This window comes from Streptomyces sp. NPDC043878 (assembly GCF_056435735.1).
Genome location: NZ_JBWKDW010000019.1, coordinates 1 through 23994, shown reverse-complemented (window position 1 = coordinate 23994; position 23994 = coordinate 1). Strand labels below are relative to the sequence as shown.

18 protein-coding genes are annotated in these 23994 nt (G+C 70.9%); 9 read left to right on the top strand and 9 right to left on the bottom strand.

Annotated elements, in window-relative coordinates:
* Positions 1–183 precede the first annotated feature (183 nt).
* The 4 genes from AC07AZ_RS25020 to AC07AZ_RS25005 are packed head-to-tail and all read right to left on the bottom strand — an operon-like array spanning position 184 to position 5948.
* Complete coding sequence (locus AC07AZ_RS25020; protein WP_478851369.1) at positions 184–2202, bottom strand: acetoacetate--CoA ligase; 2019 nt, start codon at positions 2200–2202, stop codon at positions 184–186.
* Positions 2203–2218: 16 nt separating this feature from the next.
* Positions 2219–3835 (bottom strand): bifunctional 3-(3-hydroxy-phenyl)propionate/3-hydroxycinnamic acid hydroxylase MhpA, encoded by a 1617-nt coding sequence (mhpA, locus tag AC07AZ_RS25015; protein ID WP_478851367.1) that lies wholly within the window; start codon positions 3833–3835, stop codon positions 2219–2221.
* Complete coding sequence (locus AC07AZ_RS25010) at positions 3832–4806, bottom strand: fumarylacetoacetate hydrolase family protein (RefSeq protein ID WP_478851365.1); 975 nt, start codon at positions 4804–4806, stop codon at positions 3832–3834. Before AC07AZ_RS25010 ends, mhpA begins: the two co-directional genes overlap by 4 nt.
* Entirely contained in the window at positions 4803–5948 is a 1146-nt protein-coding gene (locus AC07AZ_RS25005; RefSeq protein ID WP_478851364.1) for a VOC family protein, read from the bottom strand. The genes AC07AZ_RS25010 and AC07AZ_RS25005 overlap by 4 nt, the downstream gene beginning before the upstream one ends.
* 138 nt (positions 5949–6086) lie before the next feature.
* Between AC07AZ_RS25005 and AC07AZ_RS25000 the strand changes: the two genes are divergently transcribed.
* Entirely contained in the window at positions 6087–6722 is a 636-nt protein-coding gene (locus tag AC07AZ_RS25000; RefSeq protein ID WP_478851362.1) for a TetR/AcrR family transcriptional regulator, read from the top strand.
* Positions 6723–7183: 461 nt separating this feature from the next.
* On the opposite strand, the gene AC07AZ_RS24995 is transcribed toward AC07AZ_RS25000, so the two are convergent.
* Positions 7184–8230, bottom strand: a complete 1047-nt coding sequence (locus AC07AZ_RS24995; RefSeq protein WP_478851661.1) for a zinc-binding dehydrogenase — start codon at positions 8228–8230, stop codon at positions 7184–7186.
* A 141-nt stretch (positions 8231–8371) separates the two neighbouring features.
* Positions 8372–11593 (bottom strand): bifunctional cytochrome P450/NADPH--P450 reductase, encoded by a 3222-nt coding sequence (locus AC07AZ_RS24990; RefSeq protein ID WP_478851359.1) that lies wholly within the window; start codon positions 11591–11593, stop codon positions 8372–8374.
* Between the two features lie 238 nt (positions 11594–11831).
* Here AC07AZ_RS24990 and AC07AZ_RS24985 point away from each other — a divergent pair, with 238 nt between their 5' ends.
* On the top strand, positions 11832–12485 hold the full coding sequence (locus AC07AZ_RS24985; RefSeq protein WP_478851357.1) for a TetR/AcrR family transcriptional regulator: 654 nt from the start codon (positions 11832–11834) through the stop codon (positions 12483–12485).
* 261 nt (positions 12486–12746) lie between these two features.
* Here the strand turns inward: AC07AZ_RS24985 and AC07AZ_RS24980 are convergent, their stop codons facing one another.
* Both AC07AZ_RS24980 and AC07AZ_RS24975 read right to left on the bottom strand, forming a co-directional pair.
* Positions 12747–14078, bottom strand: coding sequence for an AAA family ATPase (locus AC07AZ_RS24980; RefSeq protein ID WP_478851355.1), 1332 nt, complete (start codon positions 14076–14078; stop codon positions 12747–12749).
* A 257-nt stretch (positions 14079–14335) separates the two neighbouring features.
* A complete protein-coding gene (locus AC07AZ_RS24975) occupies positions 14336–15100 on the bottom strand; it encodes a GntR family transcriptional regulator (RefSeq protein WP_478851353.1) in 765 nt (254 codons plus the stop codon).
* Positions 15101–15509: 409 nt separating this feature from the next.
* Here AC07AZ_RS24975 and AC07AZ_RS24970 point away from each other — a divergent pair, with 409 nt between their 5' ends.
* The 7 genes from AC07AZ_RS24970 to AC07AZ_RS24940 all read left to right on the top strand — a co-directional run bounded on the left by AC07AZ_RS24970 (position 15510) and on the right by AC07AZ_RS24940 (position 23003).
* Positions 15510–17000: a glycoside hydrolase family 3 protein gene (locus tag AC07AZ_RS24970; RefSeq protein ID WP_478851351.1), complete on the top strand. Its 1491-nt coding sequence runs from the start codon at positions 15510–15512 to the stop codon at positions 16998–17000.
* 285 nt (positions 17001–17285) lie between these two features.
* Positions 17286–18317 carry a phytanoyl-CoA dioxygenase family protein gene (locus AC07AZ_RS24965; protein ID WP_478851349.1) on the top strand — a complete coding sequence of 344 codons (1032 nt, stop codon included), beginning with the start codon at positions 17286–17288 and terminating at the stop codon, positions 18315–18317.
* Positions 18314–19645, top strand: a complete 1332-nt coding sequence (locus AC07AZ_RS24960) for a DUF6271 family protein (RefSeq protein ID WP_478851347.1) — start codon at positions 18314–18316, stop codon at positions 19643–19645. Before AC07AZ_RS24965 ends, AC07AZ_RS24960 begins: the two co-directional genes overlap by 4 nt.
* Positions 19642–20853, top strand: a complete 1212-nt coding sequence (locus AC07AZ_RS24955) for a type III PLP-dependent enzyme (protein ID WP_478851345.1) — start codon at positions 19642–19644, stop codon at positions 20851–20853. The genes AC07AZ_RS24960 and AC07AZ_RS24955 overlap by 4 nt, the downstream gene beginning before the upstream one ends.
* 12 nt (positions 20854–20865) lie before the next feature.
* Entirely contained in the window at positions 20866–21402 is a 537-nt protein-coding gene (locus tag AC07AZ_RS24950) for a GNAT family N-acetyltransferase (RefSeq protein ID WP_478851343.1), read from the top strand.
* The gene (locus AC07AZ_RS24945) at positions 21387–22565 is read left to right on the top strand and encodes an MFS transporter (protein WP_478851341.1); all 1179 of its coding nucleotides are present in this window, start codon (positions 21387–21389) and stop codon (positions 22563–22565) included. Before AC07AZ_RS24950 ends, AC07AZ_RS24945 begins: the two co-directional genes overlap by 16 nt.
* A gap of 87 nt (positions 22566–22652) precedes the next feature.
* Positions 22653–23003: a hypothetical protein gene (locus AC07AZ_RS24940; RefSeq protein WP_478851339.1), complete on the top strand. Its 351-nt coding sequence runs from the start codon at positions 22653–22655 to the stop codon at positions 23001–23003.
* 290 nt (positions 23004–23293) lie between these two features.
* Here the strand turns inward: AC07AZ_RS24940 and AC07AZ_RS24935 are convergent.
* Positions 23294–23994 (bottom strand): beta-1,3-glucanase family protein (locus AC07AZ_RS24935; protein ID WP_478851337.1); only part of this gene is annotated, 701 nt, incomplete at its 5' end.

Sequence of the window (23994 nt, the reverse complement as noted above, 5' to 3'; positions counted from 1 at the left end):
CTAACGCTCTGGGTTCCGCGCCCCCCCCTCCCCCCTCCCCCCCTCCCCCCTCCCCCCCCCCCCCCCCCCCCCCCCCCCCCCCCCCCCCCCCCCCCCCCCCCCCCCCCCCCCCCCCCCCCACGGCGGGACAGGCTTTACGGGCGGGCACATCCCGGTGCTGTCACCGTGCCCACTGGCCGACGGTCATGTGTGGCGTGTCGACCGCCTTCGTCGCTCCGCACCCAACAGAGCGAAGTAGGAGGCCAGTTCGGGGCGGTCGAGAGCCGCCGGGTTGAGGACCTGTTCGGCCGGGACGCCTTGGAGCAGGCGTTTGACGGGAACCTCGAGCTTCTTGCCGGTCTTCGTGTGCGGGATGGCCGGCACGGAGAGGATCTCGTCCGGGACATGGCGTGGTGAGGCTCCGGCGCGGATTGCGTCGCGGATCCGGTCGCGCAGGGATGCGTCCAGGTCGACCCCGTCGGCGAGGACCACGAAGAGTGGCATCCAGTAGCCGCCGTCGGTTTCCTCCGCGCCGATGACGAGCGCCTCGGTGATCTCGGGGAGGCGTTCGACGATGTCGTGAATGTCGGCGCTGCCCAGGCGCACGCCGTTGCGGTTGAGGGTGGCGTCGGAACGTCCGTGGACGATCACCGAGCCGTGGGACGTGTGGGTGATCCAGTCGCCGTGCCGCCACACGCCCGGATAGGTGGTGAAGTAGGCGCCGCGGTAGCGGCTGCCTTCGGGATCGTTCCAGAAGTACAGCGGCATCGACGGCATGGGCCGGGTGACGACGAGTTCGCCGACCTGGTCGCGGACCGGTTGGCCTTCGGTGTCGTAGGCGGCGAGCGCCACGCCCAGGCCGGGTGCGGACAGCTCCCCGGCCCAGACGGGGGTCGTGGGGGCGCTGCCGGCGAAGCCGGAGACGACGTCCGTGCCGCCGCTGGTGGAGGCCAGCTGGATGCCCGCGCCCACGTGGTCGCGGACCCAGGAGTAGGCGGAGGCGGGCAGCGCGGAGCCGGTGCAGCCGATGCTGCGAAGGGCCGACAGGTCGTGCACGGCAGGCTCGATGCCCAGCTTCGCCATGGCAAGCAGGTACTGGGGGCTGGTGCCGAAGACGGTGACCTTGTGGCGGGCCGCGAGCTCCCACAGGATGTCCGGGCGCGCCACAGGCGCGGGGCTGCCGTCATAGGTGAAGGTGGTGGCACCGGTCAGCAGGGTGGAGACGACCAGGTTCCACATCATCCAGTGGGTCGAGGTGTACCACAGCAGGCGGTCCCCGACGCCCAGGTCGCATTGCAGTCCGAGGATCTTGAGGTGCTCCAGCAGGACGCCGCCGTGCCCGTGGACGATTCCCTTGGGCAGGCCGGTGGTGCCGGAGGAGAAGACGATCCACAGCGGGTGGTCGAACGGGACCGGGGCGATGGTGAGGTACTCGGTGCGGGTGGCCGCGTCCTCCCAGGGAACCGTCAGTCCCGCGTGCCGGGTCTCGGGCCAGGCGAGGCCCAGGTGGTTCACGAGCACCGTGGCCTTCAGCGTGGGCAGGGCGTCGGCCAGTTCCAGCGAGGCGGCGCGGCGGTCGTGCCTGGTGCCGTTGAAGAGGTAGCCGTCCGCGGTGATGAGCACGGTTGGTCGCAGCTGGGCGAAGCGGTCGGCGGCGGCCTTGGGTGCGTAGTCCTGGCCGCATACCGACCAGACCGCGCCCAGGCCGGCGGTGGCGAGGAAGGCGATGACGGCGTGCGGGGTGTTGGGCAGGTAGCCGACGACCCGGTCGCCCTGACCGACGCCCAGGTCGCGCAGGGTGGCCGCGACGGAGGCGACCCGGGCCCGCAGCTCCCGGCCCGTGATGTCGTAGCTGGAGCCGGTTTCGTCCAGTGCGGTGATCGCGGGAGCGTCTGGACGCAGGTTGCGCAGTGCGTGGTGGGCGTAGTTGAGGGTGGCGCCCGGGAACCAGCGGGCGCCGGGCATGGTCTCCTCGGCCAGCGCACGCTCGTACGGGGTGGTCGCGTCGACGTCGAAGTACTCCCATACCGCGGCCCAGAAACCTTCCAGGTCGGTGACCGACCACTGGTACAGGGCCCGGTAGTCCGTGGGGTCCTGGATCCCTTCGGCGCCCTGGTGCCGGGCCGCCCATCGGGCGAAGTCCGCGATGCGGCTGTGGGCGGCCGACTTCGGGTCGGGAGTGAAGAAGGGTTCCGTGTACGGCGTGGGGTGCGGGCTGGTCATGGTGTGTTGCTCCTCGTCAGGCGGGCCGGGCGTCGGCGGTACGGCGGCCCGTGTGCAGCAGCGCAGCCCAGGCAGCGGTGCCGGTGAAGTCGCCGGTGCCGGCCGGGACGGTGTCCATCACGACGCGGTCGGGGCGCAGCAGGACGGCGTCGGCACGGCCGCGCGCCAGCCAGCCGGCCAGGGTGCCGTCGTCGCCCAGGTCGTCGACGTGGATCGTCGGGGCGCCCAGTGCCGTGGCCACGGCGGTCATCTGCGCCGTGGGCGGCACAGCGGTCAGGACGGCGAAGGAGTCCCCGAGGACGTCATCGAGGCGCACTCGCCCGCCGTCATGCCGTACCCAGGGCTGCGGGCAGAAGGTGCCGGCCGGCACGCGGCCGGTCAGCCTGGGGCGGTGCCGTACGAGGGGACCGGCGGTCAGGGCGGGACTGAGGTCCCGGCTCACCGCCGCGGTCACGCCGGGGATGCGACAGACCGCGCCCACCACGGCCCGGCGGAGCGCCGCACCGCGGTCCTGTCCGCCGGTCATGGCCCAGCCGACGGCGACCGCCACCCGGATCACATGGCGGGCGTGCGGCTTGCGCTCACGCTCGTAGGTGTCCAGCAGGTCCTCCGGTGCGCCCTCTCGGAGCACGCGGGCGAGCTTCCAGGTGAGGTTGTAGGCATCGCGCAGGCCCGCGCACAGACCCTGCCCGACGAAGGGCGGGGTGAGGTGGGCGGCGTCGCCCAGCAGGAAGACCCGTCCGCTGCGCCACCGGTCGGCGAGACGGGCCCGGAAGGTGTACTGCGCCTGCCGGATCACCTCGAAGTCGTCACCCCGCGAGGCCGGCAGGTCCACCCAGGGGGCGACCAGCTCGCGCAGGCGCTCCCATCCGTCCGGGCCGTCCAGGTTCTCGTCCTCGGCCAGCCGGAACTCCCAGCGGTAGCGGTCCCCGCTGACGCGCATGAAGGTGCCCGGCCGGGTGGGGCAGCAGATCTGTTCGGCGCCTTCCCAGGTACGCACCGGGCGGCTGGTGCGCACGTCGATGACCCGCCAGCTCTCCTCGAAGTGCAGGTCCTCCCAGTAGGTGCCGATGGCGTCACGGGTGAGACTGCCCGCACCGTCGCAGCCGAGGACGGCATCGGCCCACAGGTGCTCCGCCTCGTCACTGCCGTCGCGCCGGAGGGTGACCCGGACCGGACCCGTCGGATCGTCGGGGGCGACGGTGTTCTGCGTGTCGGACCGGGTGACGGACACGACCTCCACCCCGCTCCACAGCTCGCACTCCGGGCTGCGCGCCAAGGCGTCACGCAGCAGGCGTTCCAGCTCGGGCTGGTTGAACATGCTCAGCTGCGGGAAGCCGTGGAGTCCGTGCAGGGACCGCGGGAATTCGGTGATCACGCGACGCCGGGCGTCCAGCAGCCGCAGCCCGGGCGCCGGGCGGGCGAGGGCGGCGAATTCCTCGTGGACACCGACGCTCTGCAGGATCCGGCGGATCTCGTCGTCCACGACGACGGCGCGCGGCAGGGGGTAGATGTCCCGGTGGCGTTCGAGGACCAAGCTGGGCACTCCCTGCCGGGCGAGCAGGAGGGCGGCCATGACCCCCACGGGTCCGGCACCGATGATCACCACCGGTCTGCGGGATGCGGCCTTCATGGTGCGTCCGTGACGGGGGTCCGCTGCTCGCCGAGGTCGATCTGCCCGTCGGGGGTGGCGATGGTGGCGGTGATGAGGTCACCGTCGCGCAGGTAGAGGGGGTTCTTGGCCTGGCCCTTGAAGAACGCCTTCCACTTCATCGCGGGCGGCAGCAGCGCACTGATCTTCGCGACCGGCTTGGCCGGGGCCTTCAGGGCCGTGCCGCCGGGAGTTCCGGTCAGCAGCAGGTCGCCCGGGTCGAGGGTCTGGAAGCGGGCGAGCAGGGTGAGCGCCTGCGCGGGCCGTACGATCATGTCGGCCAGCGTGCGGTCCTGGCGCGACACGCCGTTGACCGACAGCCGCAGCCGCAGGTTCAGCAGGTGGGCGAAGTCCTCGGGCTCCAGCAGGGCCAGATACGGCCCCGTCGGCGTGAAGGTCGGATAGGACTTGCTCTCGTAGAACTGGGTCTTGGTCAGCTGGACGTCGCGGGCGCTGACGTCGTTGGTGAGGACGAGGCCGGCGACGTAGCGCGGCAGGTCCTGCTCCTCGACGACGGTGCCCACGGGCAGCGTCGCCCCCATGACGAGGCCGAGTTCCACCTCGTAGTCGAGGAACTTCACGTGCCCGGGGCGGACGATCCTCTCGTGCGGTCCGCTGACCGAGCCGGACGCCTTGCGGAAGAAGGTGGGCGGAATGTCGCCGGTGAAACCCGAATCCCTGGCGTGGCTGCGGTAGTTCACCATCTGGGCGACCACCCGGCACGGGGTGGTGACCGGAGGCAGCGCCACCAGGTCGGCCACGGGTGTGCCGCTCTCGGCGGAGGCAGCGGCCGCGCGGACCGCGTCCCGGTCGGCGAGCAGCTCCGCGGTGGTGACCGCCCTGGTCTCGACGCGGACGGCGCGCTCGTCCCGGACGACCCACCAGACTCCCCCACTCCCGGCTTCGCTCGAGCGGGAGGTGCCCCCGGTGGTGCGCAGAACGTTGGTGCTCATGAGCTCATCGCTTTCATCAGGCCCAGCAGGCGTGCGGGATCGAGTTCGTTGTCGCCGCGCAGGGCCGTCATGACCTCGCGCAGCTTGGCGGGAGAGGGGCTCGCGCCCAGGAAGTCGCGGGTGACCGGCGGGCCCCACTGGGCCAGGCCGCTCCCCGACATCGGGGCCCAGCCGGGCTCGACGTCGCAGGAGAACAGGTCGCCGTCGGCGAAGTGCTCCAGCATGAAGTGGTCGGGGTCGCGCCAGTAGTCGAAGAGCTGGCTGCCCTGGATGTGCCGGCCGATGCCCCAGCTGCGCCGGTAACCGCGTTCGGTGAGGTACTCCCCGCCGGCGGCGATCGCGTCGAGGTCGGTGACCTGGTAAGCGGAGTGGACATAGCCCGTACCGGGACCCAGGTGCAGGGCCAGCGTGTGGTGGTCCACGGCCACGCCGCCCTGGTCGCAGCGGATGAACGCCATGGTCGGACCGCGATCGCGCTGGCCGTCCAGGAACAGGAAGTCGGACACGATCAGGCCCAGCGTGTCCAGGTACCAGTCCAGGGTGCGGGAGAACACCCGTGTCTCCAGCACCACATGGCCCAGCCGCTGGATACGGGACGGCTCGCGGGGCGGCCGCTGGGTGGCGTTCGTACGACGGTGACCGGTACCGAAGTTGAGGATCAGCGGCTCCTGCTCGGGCAGCTCGGGCAGCTGCTCGGCGCAGTGCGCGACCCGGACCGGCAGGCCCGAGGGATCGAGCAGGGCGACCGACTGCCCACCGCCCGGTACGCCGATGTCCCGGACGGTACTGCCGGTGGCGCGGGCCAGCCGGTCCAGGTCGGCCCGCTCGGCCGCACGGAACGCCGGTCCGGTGAAGCGGGACGTACGCCCCTTGCGGATCACCATGCACGGCGAGCCGGCGAAGGTCCCGCGCAGCCACACCTCGCCTTCGGTGCGGGCGGCGATCGCGAAGCCGAAGTCACGGGCGAAGACCTCGGCCCGGTCCAGGTCGGGCTTCTCGAACTCGAGCCAGGCCAGGTCGGCCACCTTGATCACGGGGTTCCGGGAACGTCCGGGGTGCTCTCCGCGCAGGGCGCCCTCCTCACTGTGGAGGTCTTGGTGGGGCGTCTGGGGAGCGGCCCTGTCGACGGGCGTGTGGGACATCGTCGTCCTCCTGGCAGCATTGCTGTAATGAGGAAATCATCAACTTTGCCGTTACCCATCGTCAATAGGGTGGACCCAAATAATTGATGATCTCATCACTAATGGCAAACTGATCGCTACGGTTGGTACACTCCCCGCATGCCGACGTCAGCCCCGCCCAAGAACCGCTTCGAACGGCGCCGCGCCGAGACCCGTCAGGCGCTCATCCGTGCGGCCCGGCAGATCCTCGCGGAGACCGGGGACACCAGCGCCAGCATCCAGGCGATCGCCGAGCGCGCCGACGTCGGTTTCGGCTCCTTCTACAACCACTTCGAGTCGAAGACGGAGCTGTTCGACGCCGCGGTGACGGACGCACTGGAGGAGTTCGGCCAGGTCATCGACGAGCGGGTAGAGGGGATCGAGGACCCGGCCGAGCTGGTCGCGGCGGGCTTCCGGCTCACCGCCCGGATGGCCGACTCACACCCGGAACTCATGCGGATCCTGCGTGATCGCGGTCTGGCTCAGCTTCACTCAGAACGCGGGCTCGCCCCGAGGGCCCTGCGCGACCTGGAGCGCGGCATCGCCTCGGGCCGCTTCGTCTGCACCGACCCGACCACGGCGTTGTCCGCCCTGGGCGGGACCCTGCTGGCCCTCGTGGCGCTGAGGCTGGGCCGCCCCGACCTCGACGGCGACGAGGCCGCCTCGGACCTGGCCGAGATGGTCCTGCGCATGCTCGACGTCCCCCCGGACGACGCCCGCCAGGTCGCCCGGCATCCCCTGCCCGACCTCACCTGACCCCCGGTAAGCCGTGGCCGCGCCGGTGTCGGGGACCATCGGCACCCGTCCTCCCTGCCCGAGGGTGGCTTCCGGACGGCTCCTCGGCAGTCGTCAGCGGGCGAGGATGCGGCGGATCGGGTCGCCGTTCTTGTTCTCCAGCCGGCCGGCGGCTCGGCCGCGCCGGCGAGCGGGATGCGGTAGGTGACGAAACGCGCGACCGCGCTGGATGCGAACCCGATGTCGCTGTACCAGCACGTACCGAACCAGGACGCCGCGCTGTACGGCGTAGCCGCGCGCGTCGGCTCGCAGTCCCGCGCGAGAGAGCGCGAGGACCTTCCCTGGCAGAACCGCCTGCGCCAACTGGCTCCGGACGTCCGCGCCTTGGCATACCGGAAAGGCCGTGGGCGCCGGTGTCCCTCGAGCACCGGCGCCCACTCACCCCTTGCCCGGAGTGGCTTTGATGTCCCGCCGGACAGGCGTCAGGGGACGAGGATGAGGCGGATCGGGTCGCCGATCTTGTTCTCCAGTCGGTGGACCGCGTCGGCGGCGTCGGCGAGCGGGATGTGGTCGGTGATGGAGGGAGCCAGGTCGAGGCGGCCGTTGGAGGCCAGCCGCACCAGCTCGGAGACGGACTCGGGCGAGCCGCCGTAGTGCCCGCGGACCTGCTTCATCATGTAGTTGAAGGTCAGGCCCTCGGTGATGGTGAGTGGCCTGGGGGTGATGCCGACCAGGATCAGGGAGCCGCCCAGGCCGAGCACGGAGGCGGCCTGCTCGCGGACGGCGGGGACGCCGGCGCAGTCGAAGGCGAAGTCCAGGCCCTGTCCGGCCGTGGCGGCGCGGACCTGCTCGGTGAAGTCGGGGGCGGCCGGGTCCAGGGCCAGGTCCGCGCCGAAGGCCAGGGCGCGCTCGCGGGCGCCGGGCAGCGGGTCGATGGCGATGATCGGGGCGGCGCCGACCAGGCGGGCGAGGCGCACGTTGTGCGCGCCGACGCCGCCCACGCCCCAGACGCCGACGGACTGGGCGGGACGGACGCCCGCGGTGGTGACGACGGCGGCGTAGGGGGTGGACACAGCGTCGGGGATGATCGCGGCCTGGTCGAAGGGGAGGCTGTCGGGGATGGCGATGAGGGTGTCTTCGCGGGCGATGGTGTACTGGGCCCAGCCGCCGTCGTAGTCGATGCCGGCGGTGAGCATCCGGGTGCAGGGGCGGTGGCGAGCGCAGTTGGCGCACTGGCCGCAGGTCTTGCCGGCTTCCAGGGTGACGCGGGTGCCGACGGTCAGGCCGCGCCTGAGGTCGGGGCCGAGGGTGTGTATCACACCGGAGACCTCGTGGCCGACGGTGACCGTGTCGGAGGTGGCGAACTGCGGGACGAGAGAGCCGTCGAGCAGGTGGACGTCGGAGAGGCAGACGCCGGCGGCCTTGACCTCGATGAGGACCTCGCCCGGGCCGGGTACGGGGACGGGGACCTCTTCCACGGCGAACTTCCTGCTGTCCAGGTGGAAGCGTCCGGCGAGCATGGTGTCCATGGTGATCAGCTTTCTGTGAGCGTGCGCGGCACGTCCCGGCAGGTTCTGGCCGGTGGGTGCCGTGTGGTGTCCGGTGGGCTTGTGGTGGCCGGGAGGGGTGCGGGGCGGTGGGGACACCGCACCCCTCCCGGCGTCTGGGGGTCAGGCGAAGACGTCCTGCTGGTAGCGCTCGTCGGCCTCGAGCCGGGCGAGCCACTGCTGGGCGGTTTCGTCGTCGCCGCCGGTGTGCTCGCGGTAGATGGCGGCGAGGGCTTCGCGGACGGCGGGTGCCATGCGGCGGCCGTCACCGCAGACGTAGATGTACGCACCCGCCTCGATGGCCTGCCACACCGTGTCGGCGGCGTTGGCGAGGGCGTTCTGCACGAACCGGGCCGGGTGGCCGCTCACCGCGGAGTAGGCGGTGTGGACCTGGGCGATCCCGGCCTGCTCCCAGTCCTGCATCTCCCGCTGGTAGAAGTAGTCGTGCTCCGGGTGGCGGCAGCCGACGAAGACCTGCGACAGGCCCACCTCGGTGCCGTTGTCCTGCTGCGAGGCGCGCTCCTCCAGGAAGCCGCGCAGCGGTGCGATGCCGGTACCGGGGCCGATGAGGACCAGCGGCGTCGCCGGGTCGGCCGGCGGGGCGAACGTCGGGGAGGGCACGCGGACGTAGCCGTAGAAGACGTCACCGGGCTCGAGGCCGGCGATGTAGGAGGAGCAGGTGCCGCGGTACCGGCCGTCGCCGGACAGGGCCGGGCCTTCCAGCAGGCCCACGGTCAGGCGCACGTGGCGCGGGTTGGCCGGCGGGGCCGAGGAGATGGAGTAGAAGCGGGGACGGATCGGCCCCATCATCTCCAGGAACACCGCCAGCGGCAGCTCGACCGCCGGGAAACGCTCCAGCAGACCCAGCACCGAGACACGCTTGCCGAGGATCTCCTTCTGGTAGCGCTCTTCGGCTTCCTCGGTGTCGGCCGTGTAGGCCTGCAGCTGCGGCCGGGTCCACGGGCACTGGGTGTGCTCGGCCAGGGTACGCACCTGGGTGCGGGTGGCCACGTCCTGCAGCTCCAGGAACTCGGTGAGGAGCAGGCCCGCGGTGACCGCGGTGCCGACCGGCAGGTGGGTGCGGCCGCCGGCCGGCTGGTCCAGCCGCAGCACCTGGTCACGCTCCACCCCGAGCCGCGTCAGCGCGCGGTCGACCAGGATCGGCTCGTTCTTGGCGAAGACGGCCAGGTGGTTGCCGGTGTCGTAGGTGACACCCTCGGGCAGCTCGACGGTGATGGACTTCGCCGACGGGCGCGGTGGCTCGAGGCTGAAGTCCCACAGCCCGGTCGCGTCGGCCACGAGTTCCTCGTTGGCCACCACCGTGAGGGGGTGGGCCTGCTCGGAGACGATCGCGGGGCGCACATCCGCCTCGGTGAGCAGCTGGACCTGGTAGCGCGGGCCGCTCGCCTCGGAGGTGTCGGCGGCGTACTCCTCGGCCAGGGTGGTCCACAGGGTGTCCATCCAGCGGGAGGCCATGCCGTCGAAGTCACCGGCGGCGTCGGCGATGCCGCGCTCGATGACGGGGGTGGCCCCGGCGGCCAGCAGGGCTTCGTCGATCCGCGTGGGGAAGGCCTGGTAGGTCGCCACCCACTGGGTGTTGCCGGCGCCCAGCAGCGCGTACCGCACGTTCGACAGCGAACCCTCGGGCAGTCCGGCGGCGATCAGCTCGTCGAAACGCTGCGCGTTGTCCGGGGCCTTGCCGTTGTAGCTGGCGGCGACGACCACGAGCAGGCCCTCGGTGGGCAGGTCGTCGCCCAGCTCGTCCAGACTCGTCAGCGTGGTGCCGAAGCCGGAACGCTCGCTGCGGTCGGCGATCGTGCGCGCCAGGTCCTCACACGAGCCCAGGCTGGAACCGTAGGCGACGGTCAGATTCACCCCGACACCGCTGACCGCGGCCTGCGCCCGCGTGTCGTCGCTCTGCACGTCCGCGACGCCGAACACGGTCCGCTCGTGCTCCTGACGGGTCCGCACCTTCAACTCGAAGTTGCCGGGCTTGCGCGTCAGCGCCTCCTTGACGTCCATCGTGTAGTCGCTGGTGTCGGAGAACTTGAACCTCTGCAGCACCAGCGCGAGGGCGAGGCGGGCTTCGGTGAGCGCGAACTGCCGGCCGATGCAGGCACGCAGGCCGTTGCCGAACGGCTTGTAGGCGTGCGGGTGGTGCTGGGCGCGGTTCTCCGGCAGCCACCGGTTGATGTCGAACTCCTCCGGCCGCTCCCACGCCTTGGGGTGGGTGTGCAGCGGGCCTTCGAGGATGTTGACCCGCGTGCCCTTCTTCAGCTCGTAGTGGCCGCCGATGACGGTGTCCTCCAGCGGAGCCTTGCCGAATGCCGGGATGGGAGCCCACAGACGCAGGGTCTCGTCCAGGATCCGCGGGATGACGTCCAGCTGCATGATCGTGTCGTAGTCCGGGACGGTGTCGCCGGGCAGCAGGCGGTCCACCTCGGCGTAGGCCTGGGCCAGCACGTGCGGGTTGCGCATCAGTGAGTACGTGGCGAACGACAGCAGGCCGCTGGTGGTCTCGTGACCGGCGATCAGGAACGTCAGCACCTGGTCGCGGACGTTGTCGTCGGCCAGCAGCTTGCCGGTGTCCGGGTCGGTGGCCTGAAGCATCAGACCCAGCAGGTCCTCCTCACCGGTGCCCTTCCCCTCGCGGCGCTCCTTGATCACGCTCTCTACCAGGTCCTGCATCTGCCGGATGTTGGCGCGGTACTTCTTGTCGTCCGCCTTGCGGAGCTTGGTCATCACCGGCAGCTCCTGGGAGCGCCGAAGCGACTCGATCAGCGACTCCAGCAGCGCGTTGAGGAACGGGTGCAGATCCTCCTTGTCGAAGGAGCGGAACCGGTAGCCGAACCCCGACAAGGCGATGGTGTCCAGCGTCAGGCGGGTGTAGTCGTCGGTGATCCGGACCGGCCGGCCCTCCCGGCGCTCCCACTTGCCCACCAGGTTCTGGGCGATCTCCAGCATCTGGCCGTAGTAGGCCTTCATGGCCCGCTGGCTGAACGCCGGAAGCAGGACACGGTGCGCCATGCCCCATTCCTCTTCGTGCTGGTGGGCCGTGAACAGGCCCGCGCCGGCGAAGTCCCGGACGTGGTGCAGCGGCGTCTTCTCGATCTGCTTGAAGAAGCGTGTCTCGTCGGAAACCTCGGCCACCAGGTCCGGGTCGTAGACGAAGACCTGCTCGATACCGGCGATGTCCATGCCGTAGATGCCCTCGGGGAACTGCTTGGACAGCTCGCCGAAGTACTCCACCGGGTTGGTGGCGGGGATCTGCGGCGTGTGGCCGAGGAGGGGGATCCCGCGCGGAGACCGGATGGGGCGAAGGTCGTTCGCGGAGTGCGTGGTCATGGCTCGCTCCTTTGTGTGGAGAGGGGGAAGGGCAAGGGCGCCGGTCAGTGCCGCACTGTACGACAGAAACATACGTCGTATGGAAATGGAACCGTACAGCGTATGGAAAGTAGATCGCAAACCTGAGGGTGAGAGCGAGTGCTGCGATTGGTAGCAGTTCCGTACAATGTACGGAACTGCTACCATACGGGGTATGGAAAAGGTGAGGCGTCCCCCGCGGGGAACCAGGAAGAGAGACGTGCCTCTGACCGAGGCCGGGATCTACGCTGCCGCGCTGCGGCTCATCGACGCGGACGGGGTCGAGGCGCTCACCATGCGCAAACTCGCCACCGCGCTCGACGCGAACCCGATGTCGCTGTACCACCACGTGCCGAACAAGGAAGCCGTGCTGCGCGGCGTGACGAGAACGGTCGGCGCCCGGTTCCGCACCGTGACACTGGAGAACGCCCCCTGGCAGGACCGTATCCGTCTGCTCGCCACGGACTTCCGGGCGCTGGCGCACCGTCACCCCAAGCTGCTGACCTACTCGTTCAGCCACCAGCCGGACTTCATCCAGCCCGACGACCCGTTCTGGAGTGCGCTCGCCGCGATCGTGGCGGCTGCCGGCGTGCCGCGGTCAGAGGTCCCGGAGATCGCCGCGCTGATCGTCGCCGTCGTCATCGGTGTCCTCACCGCCGAACTCAACGGCTCGCTCCACCAGTGGTCGAACCTCAGGCCCCCCCGCCCTGATGCCGGCGAGGACCGGCCGGCGGACGCAGGCCCCGACCCGACGGATGCAGGCACCACAGGCCCTGATCAGGACCGCATGTTCCGCCTCGCGATGGACACCCTGATCACGGGCTTGGAAAGCCGGCTCACCGCCGGTGGCAGCCAGGACGCCGGCCACCGTTGAGTCCGTGTCCTGGGCTTGATCAGGACATGAACTCCTCGCCAGGGCCTACGTACGGGCTCAGGAAATGACCTCGGGTGAACCTGGAGGGGTACGGGTAGGGGAAGTTTCCGGTGCTGCCGACGGGGCGCACGGTGACGATCGGGACACTGCCGGCCGCCGTGGCCTCGAATGTCCCTCGACAGCCACAGCCGCATCGGCATCGGCATCGGCAAGCCTGTGTGTGTGCGCGGTACCTTCCCGGTGGACCCTTCGGCTCCGCTCTCACCCTCCGTTCCGCGCCGAGGTGGCCTGGCGCGGTAGCCATACCCGGCCGCTCGCGCCGCATCCGGCCGCGGGTTCCGTGAGGCGGTGCGTCACGTAGAGGCGTACCGCTTCGTACATCCGGTAGCGGATCTGGCCGTCGCCGTCGACGCGGCTGATGTGGATCACCTGCCGGTAGAGCAGTTCGTCGAGGAGTTCCAGTGCCAGGTCTCTTGACGGTGCGATCCGGGGCAGGGCGTCGTCGGCCCCGAAGTCGTCCGGCGCACTGGCGAGTTGGCGCAGCGCCGCCCGGACGGAAGGTGGCAGGGAGCGGTGGTGGGCCGCCACGCTCGCCCGCAGTGACAGATCTCCGACGCGCAGTGCGGAAAGGCGGTCCTGTTCGAACAGCAGGCGGCCGGCCAGGTCGCGCGGTGAGCGGTGCGGGCGCGCGGAGAGCCACAGCCCGGCGATGTACACGGCCAACGGCAGCCCCGCGCAGGACTGCAGGATGCCGAGCGTGGCCGAACGGTCCGCGTGGACGCGGTCGACGCCCACCAGGTCCTCCAGAACCGCCTGGGCGCCCGACTGGCTCAAAGGACCGATGCGGTGCCCGAACTGCGCCGGCAGCGCGGGGAGTTCGCGGCGCGCGGCGACCAGCACCGCACTGCGGACGTCCTCCACCAGCAGCGGCCTGATCTGGGCCTCGCTGTCGGCGTTGTCGAGGACCACGAGGACGTGTCGTCTGCTGAGGACGTCCCGCAGTCGCGCTCCCGCCTCCTCGGGATGGTCGGCGGCGGGCACACCACCGAGCGAACGCAGTATGCGGCGGACGAGGGTGTCCGGTGTGAGTGGTGGGGAGGGGTGGGGATGCAGGTCGACGTAGACCTGTCCGTCCGGGAACTGGTCCCGTACGCCGTGCGCGGTCTGCAGGATCAGCGAGGTCTTGCCCGAACCGGGGGGCCCGACCACGATCGCCGGTCGTGGGTGGTCGCGTTGCCCTCTCGTCGTGACGAGGCTTTGCAGGGAGGCGATGAGCCGCTCCCTTTCGACAAGGCGGTTGCGTGGCGCGGCGGGAAGTTCCGCGGGCGGGAGGCGGGGCGGCGATGCGGGGTGGTGGTCGGCGTGGGGCTTGCCCAGCAGCCGTTGCGCCGAGCCGGGTGACAGTCCGAGTGCTTCGGCGAGCAGGAGCAGTGACTGTTTGCGGGGGCGCGAGGTGCGGCCGGTCTCGAGGTTGCGGATGGCCCGCACACTGAGGCCGGAGCGCTCCGCGAGGTCTGCCTGCGTGAGGCAGGCGGCCTCGCGTGCGGTGACCAGTGCCGTCGCCTGCGTGTCCGACGTGGAGGTTTCCGTCACGACAAGTCCATCTCGTTGTTCTGGCTGCTGTGTGCGGGAGGGCGGCGACGACTGCGAACGTGCGTGCCGACGGACGTCGTAGAGGGGGGCGTGCGTTCGGTGCGGTCGGGAGGCCGCCGTGTCATAGGCCGCCGCGGGAAGGCTCCGGCAGGGTGAGGCGGGACCGGGGACCTGCGACCGGGGACCCTGGCGCCTGTGGGGGCGACGGGCCGGGTCCGCGACATGATGTTCTGCGCGGTGGAGATCCGCTACGGCGTTCAGTCCGCCGGAGGCTTGAGGTTGACCACGAACTTGTAGCGGGAGCCGCGGTACACGGAGCGGACCCATTCCACCGGCGCGCCCTGGGCGTCCTGCGAGTGACGGCACAGCAGCAGCACGGGATGGCCGACCTCCGTGGCGAGGAGTTCGGCGTCGCGGGGCGTGGCCAGGGACGTCTCGATGGCCTCCTCGGCCTCGGCGAGGTGTACGCCGTAGACCTCGGCGAGTGCGGTGTACAGCGAGGTGTGCATGGCGAGCGACGCAGACAGGCCGGGGAATCGCCGGGCGGAGAGGTGGGTGGTCTCGATCGCCATGGGTTCGCCGCTGGCCAGCCGCAGCCGTTCGATGCGCAGCACGTCGGCGCCGACATCGATGTCAAGCAACCGGGCCAGTCGCTCGTCGGCCTCGATGTGACGGATGTCCAGGGTCCGGGACGCGGGGGCGAGGCCCTGGGCGTGCATGTCCTCGGTGTGAGAGGTGAGACGCAGGGTGCGGGAGAGCTTGGGCCGGGCGACGAATGTGCCCTTTCCCTGCATACGGTCCAGGCGGCCTTCGCCCACGAGTTCCTGCAGGGCGCGTCGGATGGTGGTGCGCGAGGTGTCCAGTTCGAGGGCGAGTAATCGCTCGGCCGGCATCCGCGCACCGGGCGTCCGCGACTCCGTCATCTGCAGGACTCGCTGCTTGATGCGGTAGTACTTCGGCACTCGCGCGCTGCGACCGGGCACCCGCGTGTCGTCGTGGGCGCTGCTGACATCGGTGGTCATGGCCTGCCTTCCCGGCTGTGTCGCCGGGTTCCCGTTATAGACCCGCACCCGCCCTTTGGTCTAGTCCAAACGAGGCGTGTCGTCCCGGCCCGAGGCACATGCCGCCCACCCTGGGCCACCCAACCGCGTTTTACGGGGCCCGTCTTGACGCTTCCAAAAGTCTAGGCCAAGCTCCCCGAGGCAGGTCTGTACGAGTAAGCGGTCGGTCACGCCGTGTGCGGCGGCGCCGTGCGGCGACCGCCGTCGTGGACGTGCGCCGACGGCGTCCCGGGGGGAAGGAGGTCGTGCGACGCGCCGTACATGACGGCGTACACGTGCCGTTCGCGCGTCCTGCCCCCGATCCTGTGCCGCTCTGCTCGACCGACTCACCGACGGCCTGCCCGACGGCGCCGAAAGGGAACACGCCCAGATGACCACGTTCGCCACCCGCAACGACACCCTCACCCGTGACGCCCTCGCGGTACTGCAGCCGGGGTTCGCCGGCACGACCGCACCGGACTGGGTGCGGCGCCGCGTCGGCGAAGGGCTGGCCTCCGTCGCCCTGTTCGGCCGCAACGTCGTCACGCACGAGCAAGTCGCCGACCTCACCGCCCGGTTGCGGGCCGAACGGGACGATCTGCTGGTGGCCATCGACGAGGAGAGCGGCGACGTCACGCGTCTGGACGTCCGTACCGGTTCCGCGTTCCCCGGCAACCACGCCCTGGGCGCTGTCGACGAGCCCGACCTCACCCGCCGCGTCGCCCGCGAGCTGGGCCGCCGCCTCGGCGCATGCGGCGTCGACTTCGACTGGGCGCCCTCCGCGGACGTCAACGCCAATCCCGACAACCCGGTCATCGGCGTCCGCTCCTTCGGCGCGGACACCGACCTGGTGGCCCGGCACACCGCCGCCTACGTCCGGGGCCTGCAGTCCACCGGCGTCGCCGCCTGCACCAAGCACTTCCCCGGCCACGGCGACACCAACGTCGACTCCCACCACGCGGTGCCGCGCATCGACGTCGACACCGACACGCTGTACGGCCGTGAACTGGTTCCGTTCCGCGCGGCCATCGAGGCCGGCACGCGCGCCGTCATGAGCGCCCACATCCTCGTCCCGGCCCTGGACCCGGACCGCCCGGGGACTCTCTCCCGCCGTATCCTCACCGACCTGCTGCGCGGCGAACTCGGCTATGACGGACTGATCGTCACGGACGGCATGGAGATGCGGGCGATCTCGGAGGCGTACGGCCTGGAACACGGCGTCGTGCTCGCGATAGCGGCGGGTGCCGACGCGATCTGCGTGGGCGGTGGACTGTGCGACGAGGGGACGGTGCTGGGCCTCCGGGACTCGCTGGTCGCCGCCGTCCGCTCCGGCGAACTCCCGGAGGAGCGGCTCGCCGACGCCGCCGCCCGGGTGCGGAGTCTGGCGCGGTGGACGGCCGACGCGCGGCGGGGCGGAGCGGCGCGGGTGGCGGCCGACCCGGAGATCGGGCTGGTGGCGGCGCGCCGTGCGCTGGTCGTACGGCGCGCGGGAGCCGCCTCTCCGATCGAGCAGCCCGTGTACGTGGCGACGCTGAATCCGGCCGCGAACATCGCCGTCGGCGACGCGACGCCGTGGGGTGTGGGCCTCGAACTGGAGCGTCTGCTGCCGGGCACCACGAGCGGGTCCTTCACCGGCTCCGACGCGGGTGCGGCGGCGCTGGCGGCAGCGGGCGGCCGTCGCATGGTGGCGGTGGTCCGCGACGAGCACCGGCACGACTGGATGCGAGCGGCCCTGGACGTCCTCCTCGCCGCTCGCCCCGACACGATCGTGGTGGAGATGGGCGTACCGCAGGCCCCGCCGCGAGGCGCCGTCTACCTCGCCACGTACGGCGCCGCCCGCGTCTGCGGTGTGGCGGCGGCCGAGCGGATCGTCGCGGGTTGACGTGGGCAGGCGCGGGCGGTGGCGTGCAGGTGCGGGCTGACGTGGGCGGTCGCTTGCAGGTGCGGGCGGTCGCGGGCTGACGTACGGCGCAGGGGCCGTCACGCGCTGACATCGGTGGGCCGCGACCACCGGCAGTTGGGCGGCACTTGGCGGCAGTTTCGGGGCCAACGGGTTGACCCTGTCCAGTGGTCTAGGCCAGCTTGAGGGAGCCTCAGTCCGATGCCCGAAAGCGACTGAGAGCCGGCCACTCGGCCCCTGAACTGCTCTCGCCCCTGGAGTGATCGCATGTCGACACCCGCCCCCTACCTGCATCGCGCCGCATCCGAACGCCCCTACTTCAGCGCGGACGCCGAGACCTACCTCGCGCCGACGCCGCTGCGAGACCTCTCCACGGCGCGTCCGTTACGTGTGCTGTCCCAGGACGACCTCGCGTTCTGGCAGACCTACGGCTACGTCGTCGTCCGCGACGCCATCTCGCCCGGTGCGGCCAAGAGTCTCCTCGAGTTCACGTGGGAGTTCCAGGGCCTCGACCCGGACCGCCCCGAAACCTGGTACCAGGAACGCGAGTTCCGCTCGGACCTGGACCGCGACCTGCATGTGTACGGCTTCGTCGAGGCGTACCACCACCAGCTTCTCTGGGACAGCCGGCAGACGGAGCGCGTCCACGAGGCCTTCGCCGACGTGTGGGACTGCGAGGAGCTGTGGGTCACGCTGGACCGGCTCAACCTCAACCCGCCCAACCGGGGCAGCCGTTCACGCTCCCTCATCGAGGCCACCGACGAGGGCTTCGACATCGAGCTGCACTGGGACGTGGACACCACGCTCGGCGTGCTGCCGCAGCGGGTGCAGGGCATCATCGCCCTCAACGACACCCAGCCGGAACTCGGCGGATTCCAGTGCGCGCCGGAACTCTTCCGGCGCTTCGAGGAGTGGAAGCTCACCCAGCCGGCCGACCGTGACCCCATCCGGCCCGCGATCGACCGCGCCGAGTTCCCCGTGGTGCGCCCAGATCTGCAGGCCGGCGACCTGTTGATCTTCAACGGGCTGCTGGCCCACGGTGTTGCGCCCAACCTCTCCGACAACGGTGTCCGCGCGGTCCAGTACCTGTCGATGATGCCCGCGCTCACCGAACACGAGGAACTGCGCGCCTCCCGCGTCGAGTCCTGGCGGACGCTCAGCACCCCTGACTGGAACGCGACCCTGCTCGGCGACGCGACACTGCACGAATCGCTCAGGTACGGGCCCGCCACGCTCAACGACCTGGGCAGGAAACTCCTGGGACTGGATCCCTGGACCGGACGGAAGAGCGCCCGGTGAACCGAGAATCCGCCGTCGACCGCATCTGCCTGGCCCTTCCCACGAACAGGGCGTGCTCCGCCGCCCTCGCCGCGGTCGCCGCGGAGGCGGTGTACGCGACCCGCCGCTTCGGCGTCGAGGTGCACCTCCTCGTCCTCGACTCCTCCGACTCCGAGACCAGGTCCGAACACGCCCGTGTCCTCGGCGGGTTGCCCGCGACGCCGAACGTCGTCGTGCACCATCTCGACGAGGAGCGCCAGCGCGGCATCCTGCGAGCCGTGATCCGTGAGGCCGGCCCGGCCGAGCCGGACCTGCTCCTCGGTCTTCTGCTGCCGGACGCCGTCTCCTACGGATCCTGCACGAACCGCGCCTTCCTGATCGCCGCCGCCCTCGGCTGCCGGTCCGTGCACCGCAGGGACTCCGACAGCGCCTACCAAGTCCTCGACGGCGAGCCGGTGTTCCCCATTCACCACGAGCTCGCATCCCTGGGCAAGCGCGCCTGTGACGCGTCGGCCCAGGTGTCCGAGACGGACCTCGACCCCGCCCACGCCCATCGCCCCGTGTCCATGGTCGGCTCCTCCTTCGTCGGCGAACCGTCGGTGGACATCGACGAGATCCGGCGGCTGGACGAGGGCATCTACCACGACGTCGTGAGCCTGTGGGCGCCCGGCGACTGGTCGGAGGAGCAGAAGACACAACTCGTGGAGGAGTCCTTCAGGGGCGCCGGCACCGCACGCTTCACCAGGGACCACTCGGTGCTGACCCTGGTCGACCCGATGCGGGTGGACATGTGCAACATCAGCTTCGCCCACGAGGTGTACGAGCGGATGCCGCTGCCGCCGGCGACCGACACCATCGGCAGCGACTACTTCCTCATCCACCTGGTCCACGACGCCGCTCTGCCGGGTGTGCTGCACAACCGCCACATCGAGAACTTCCACACCCCGGAACGACGCACCGACGCCGGCTTCACGGCCTACCAGACGCGGTTCGTGAAGTTCCTGCTGTCGATGCTCTACTTCCACTTCGTCTACGACCGGATGGCCACGGCGGGCCCCGCACTGCTCGACGACCAGCAGCAGGTCCGGCCCGCCACCGTCGTCGGCCTCCTGCGTGCCGGCACCGGCCTGGACCGCACCGAGAACCTGTGGCGACTGGAGCGCGTCGGCATCTCGTACCGCAAACTCGGCGGCAGATACGCGGCGTTCGCCGACCTCCTGACCGCACACCGTGACCGGCTCCTGGACGAGGCGCAGAGCGACATCGAGGACTTCGCCCTGCTGATCGAGGCCTGGAGCCCGCTGATGCGCGCGGCCCGGGACCACGGGATCGGGAGCGCGAGCGGGTGAGCACGGACAAGGACGCGCGACTGTCGGCCGCGCTGAGCGCCGCCTCGACGGACCGCATCGTCTTCGATCTCACGGGGATCGAGGGCCAGTACGAGCGGTTGCTGCACGAACTGCCGGGCGTCGATGTCCGCTTCGCGATGAAGGCCTGTCCCGTCGACGAGGTCCTCACGTGCCTCGCGGACCGGGGCGCCGGATTCGACGCGGCGAGCCCCACCGAGATCAGACAGGCGCTGCGCACCGGGGTGCCCGTGGAACGCGTCCACTACGGCAACACCGTCAAGTCCGACGCCACCATCGCCGAGGCCCACCAGCTCGGCGTGCGGACCTTCGCCACCGACAGCGTCCAGGATGTGACGGCGATCGCGGCCCACGCACCCGGCTCCCGTGTGTTCTGCCGACTCTCCACCAGCGGGGACGGAGCTCTGTGGGGCCTGAGCGTCAAGTTCGGCTGCTCGCAGGACGACGCGGTGCGCGTGCTGATCGCGGCGCGGGCCGCCGGTCTGACCCCGGCCGGGCTGTCGGTCCACGTCGGCTCGCAGCAGATGACCTGCGAGGCCTGGCGGCAGGTCCTCGACTCCCTCGCCGACACGCTCGTGGCACTGCGCGAGCGGGGGATCACGCCGGACCACATCAACCTCGGGGGCGGCCTGCCCGCATCGGGCTACCTCGACCGGTACGGCGCACGGCTGGAACCACCGCTGGACAAGATGTTCGCGGTCATCCGCGACGGAATGGAACAGTTGCGGGCCGTCAACCGCGCACCGCTGGACTTCGTCATGGAACCGGGTCGCCATCTGGTGGCCGACCACGGCGCCATCCGGGCACACGTGTACCGGCTCACCACGCGCCGACAGCCCGACGGCGAACGCGCCCACTGGCTGTATCTGAGCAGCGGCAAGTTCAACGGCCTGTACGAAATGGACCAGTTGAGCTACCGGCTCGTCTTCCCCGGCCACTCCGGCGGCAGCCAGGTGCGCGCGGTCGTCGCTGGCCCGACGTGCGACAGCGACGACGCGTACGGGTCCGGACACCATCCCGTGCCCGTGCCCGAGGCCGTCACCTCCGGCGATCCGGTCTGGATCCTGTCCGCCGGCGCCTACGCCACCAGCTACATGACCCAGGGCTTCAACGGGTTCCAACCGCTCCCGTACGCGTGCGTCCGAGACACCGTCCCCCTCACGGGGACCGCCATGACAGAGGGGAAGTAGGTGGGCCGCGACATGTGCGTTCGCCCCATACGTGACAGTGACTGGCCGGACATCGCCGCGCTCGAAGCCGTCGCCTACACGGGCAGTTCACTCGCCGAAGGACGCGCGAGGCTGCGATCGCGGGGGCGTGCGTCACCGGCCACCTGCTTCGTCCTGGACCTCGACGAACGCGTCACGGGCTATGTCCTCGCCCTGCCCTACCCGATGTTCCGCTCCCCCGACCTGGCCCGCGCCGAACAACCCGCCGTCCGCTCACGGAACCTGCACCTGCACGACATGGTCATCGCGCCCGAACAGCGCGGGAGAGGACTCGGGAGCACACTGCTGCGCCATCTCACCCGTACGGCCGGGTCGGCGTACGAACACATCTCCCTGATCGCCGTCGAAGGGAAGGCGACGTTCTGGGCGTCCCGTGGGTTCCGGGTCCACGAGGGAATCGTGGTCCCACCCGACTACGGCGACAACGCCGTGTACATGTCCCGGGCCCTGTCCGCAGACCCCAGCAGTGGTTCGAGGAAGGTGGACGGACTCCCATGCCCCGTGTCCTAGACGACTTCAGGCGCGCGCAGTTGGCGATCGCCGCCCTCTTCTGCTTCCTCGGCTTCCAGTACGCCACCTGGGCCTCCCGCCTGCCCGCACTCAAAACCCGGCTGGGCCTGAGCGAAACCGAGGTGGGCCTGCTCCTGATGGCCTGCGGCGCCGGGGCGGCGGCTTCCTTCCCCCTCGTCGCGTACCTGATGAAGCGCCTGGGCTCCAGATCCCTGTCCCTGGTGTCCGCGCTGTGCCTGGTCCTCATCCTGCTCGGGCTGTCCGCAGCGCCGAACTACCCGGTGGCCCTGTTGGTCATCTGCGCCGACGGTGTGGCCGTCGCCTGCCTCAACGTCGCCATGAACGCGCAAGGTGCCGCGCTGGAGACCGCCCATCAGCGCACGGCGATGACCCAGCTGCACGCGACGTTCAGCGGCGGGTCGTTCGCCGCGGCTCTTGTGGCATCCGGCATGAACACGGTGACGTCGGCTGTCGCCCCGCACTTCGCGACGGCGGCCGTCCTGCTCCTTCTGCTGCTCGCCTACGCCAGACCGCGCCTGCTGGCCGACCAGCGGCCACAGCCCGCCGCCGAGCAGAAGGGCAACCGCCGTCGCCGCGGGCTGACCCTGGCTTCCCGGGTCACCCTGTGGCTGGGCTGCGCCATGGTCTTCGGCACGGTCACCGAAGGCGCCATGAACGACTGGTCGGCGCTCTACATGAAGGACGTCGCCGACGCGCCGGACCGACTGGCCCCCCTGGGTATCGCGGTCGTCTCGGTCATGATGGTCGTGGCCCGTCTCCTCGGCGACGGATGGCGCAGCCGCTGGGGCGACGCCCGTGTCGTCCGTGTGGGCAGTGCGGTGGCCGGCACGGGACTGGCCCTGGCGCTGCTGGCGGGCGGCGTGGTGCCCGCGCTCATCGGATTCGCCTGCGTGGGCCTGGGCATCGCCGCCGTCACGCCCTGCCTCTACGTCGCCGCAGCGGCTCAGGGCTCCGACGCGCTCGCCCTGGTCGCCACCATGGGCACCATCGGCCTCCTGGCAGGTCCGGCCGTCATCGGCTTCGTCGCCGGCGCCGGCAGCCTGAGCTGGGGCATGGCCGTCGTAGCCGGATCCGCGGTCGTCGTATCGATCTGCGCCACGCGCATCCGCTGGAACACGGCACGGGAGGCCGTCACTTCATGACCCGCCGCGACACGCCCCCTCGGAGGTGTTCGGACGCGCACCGTGCCCCGCGTTCGTGCTGTCAGTGGTGACCCGTACTGTGCCGGCATGGGCTATGACGTGCACATCACCCGGCATCCGTGGTGGGACGAAGAGGGCGAGCCGATCACGACGGAGGAGTGGGAAGCGGTGGTCGCGGCCGACGCCGAACTGGAGATGGTCCAAGTCGCCAGGGCTGCTCCGCGCGGCCAGGACGTGGTGTTGGAGTACCGCAACAGGTGGCTGGCACAGATGGCCACCCATCCCCGCCTGGACACCCATGGCGCCTGGTTGGACTGGCGCAACGGTCGCGTCGTGGTGAAGAACCCGGACGAGATCCTGATCCGGAAGATGCGGGAGATCGCCGCGATACTGGGAGCGCGCGTGCAGGGCGACGACGGCGAGTACTACGGCGAGTAACGCGTAGATGCCGTCGGTCACTTCTGAGCGCGCATGGCACCTTCTGCGGGGCTGGACGGACAGGCCAGGACTGGTCGCCCGCCGGCGTCACACCCAGCCCGCCTGCACGGGCGTGCGGGCCGGTGCGGTGGAGCGGGTGTTCGTGGTCATGGGCCTGTCTCCTTCGTCCCCCGGCCGGGCCGAGGGCACAGACGTCGTCGGGCCGCTGGTGGGGGGGCCCCCCCAGGGGGGGGGGTGTTTCCCCCCCGGGGGGGGGCCCCCCCCCCTGGCGCCGGGTAGCGCCGCCGGGGTCAGGCGCCGACCCGCACGGTGAACCGCACCGGGTTGTCGTCGTGCGCCGCGCCGGAGACGTCGGGCTCCCCGTCCGGGCGCACGTCGTCGTAGGGGAAGGCGTACCCGATGGGGGAGCTGGCGTGGACCACGCGCGACCAGTGGTTGGTGACCGGGTCGCGGTAGTAGTCGGCCGCGCCGCCGCCCGGCTGGTCCGGGTGGGTCAGCAGGGTGCTGCGGTTGAAGCCGGCGGCTAGCCGGGCCAGCAGCCCCTTCTTCTCGTCCGAGTCGTCCGGGTTGTTGGTGAACGGGCCGTGGTCGCAGGTGAAGATGTCCCGCGAGACGGGCCGGACGAACTCGTGGCCGCCGTTGAAGGTCAGCACGTCACCTCGGACCCGGCCGGTGAAGACGCCCCGGCCGCCCTGGAGGTCGATCTTCAGGTCCTCGCCCGCGTACTTCTCCCAGACCTGGTCGATGTACGGCTCCCAGACGTCCCTGAACGGCATCTTGTCCGGCTCGCCGAACCACGGCGCCATGATGGCCTGCGGCGAGACCACCCGGAGCACCTTGCCGTCGTCACCGCGGATGACCAGCTGGTCCCAGGGCTGTCCGTCGGCCTGGGCCTGCGCCTCCAGGTCGGCGGCGATCCGGTCCACGGCGCCGTCGGGCATCGGGGCGACGTCGTGCGTCCCGTCGCCCTCCAGGGTGATGCCGATCGGCA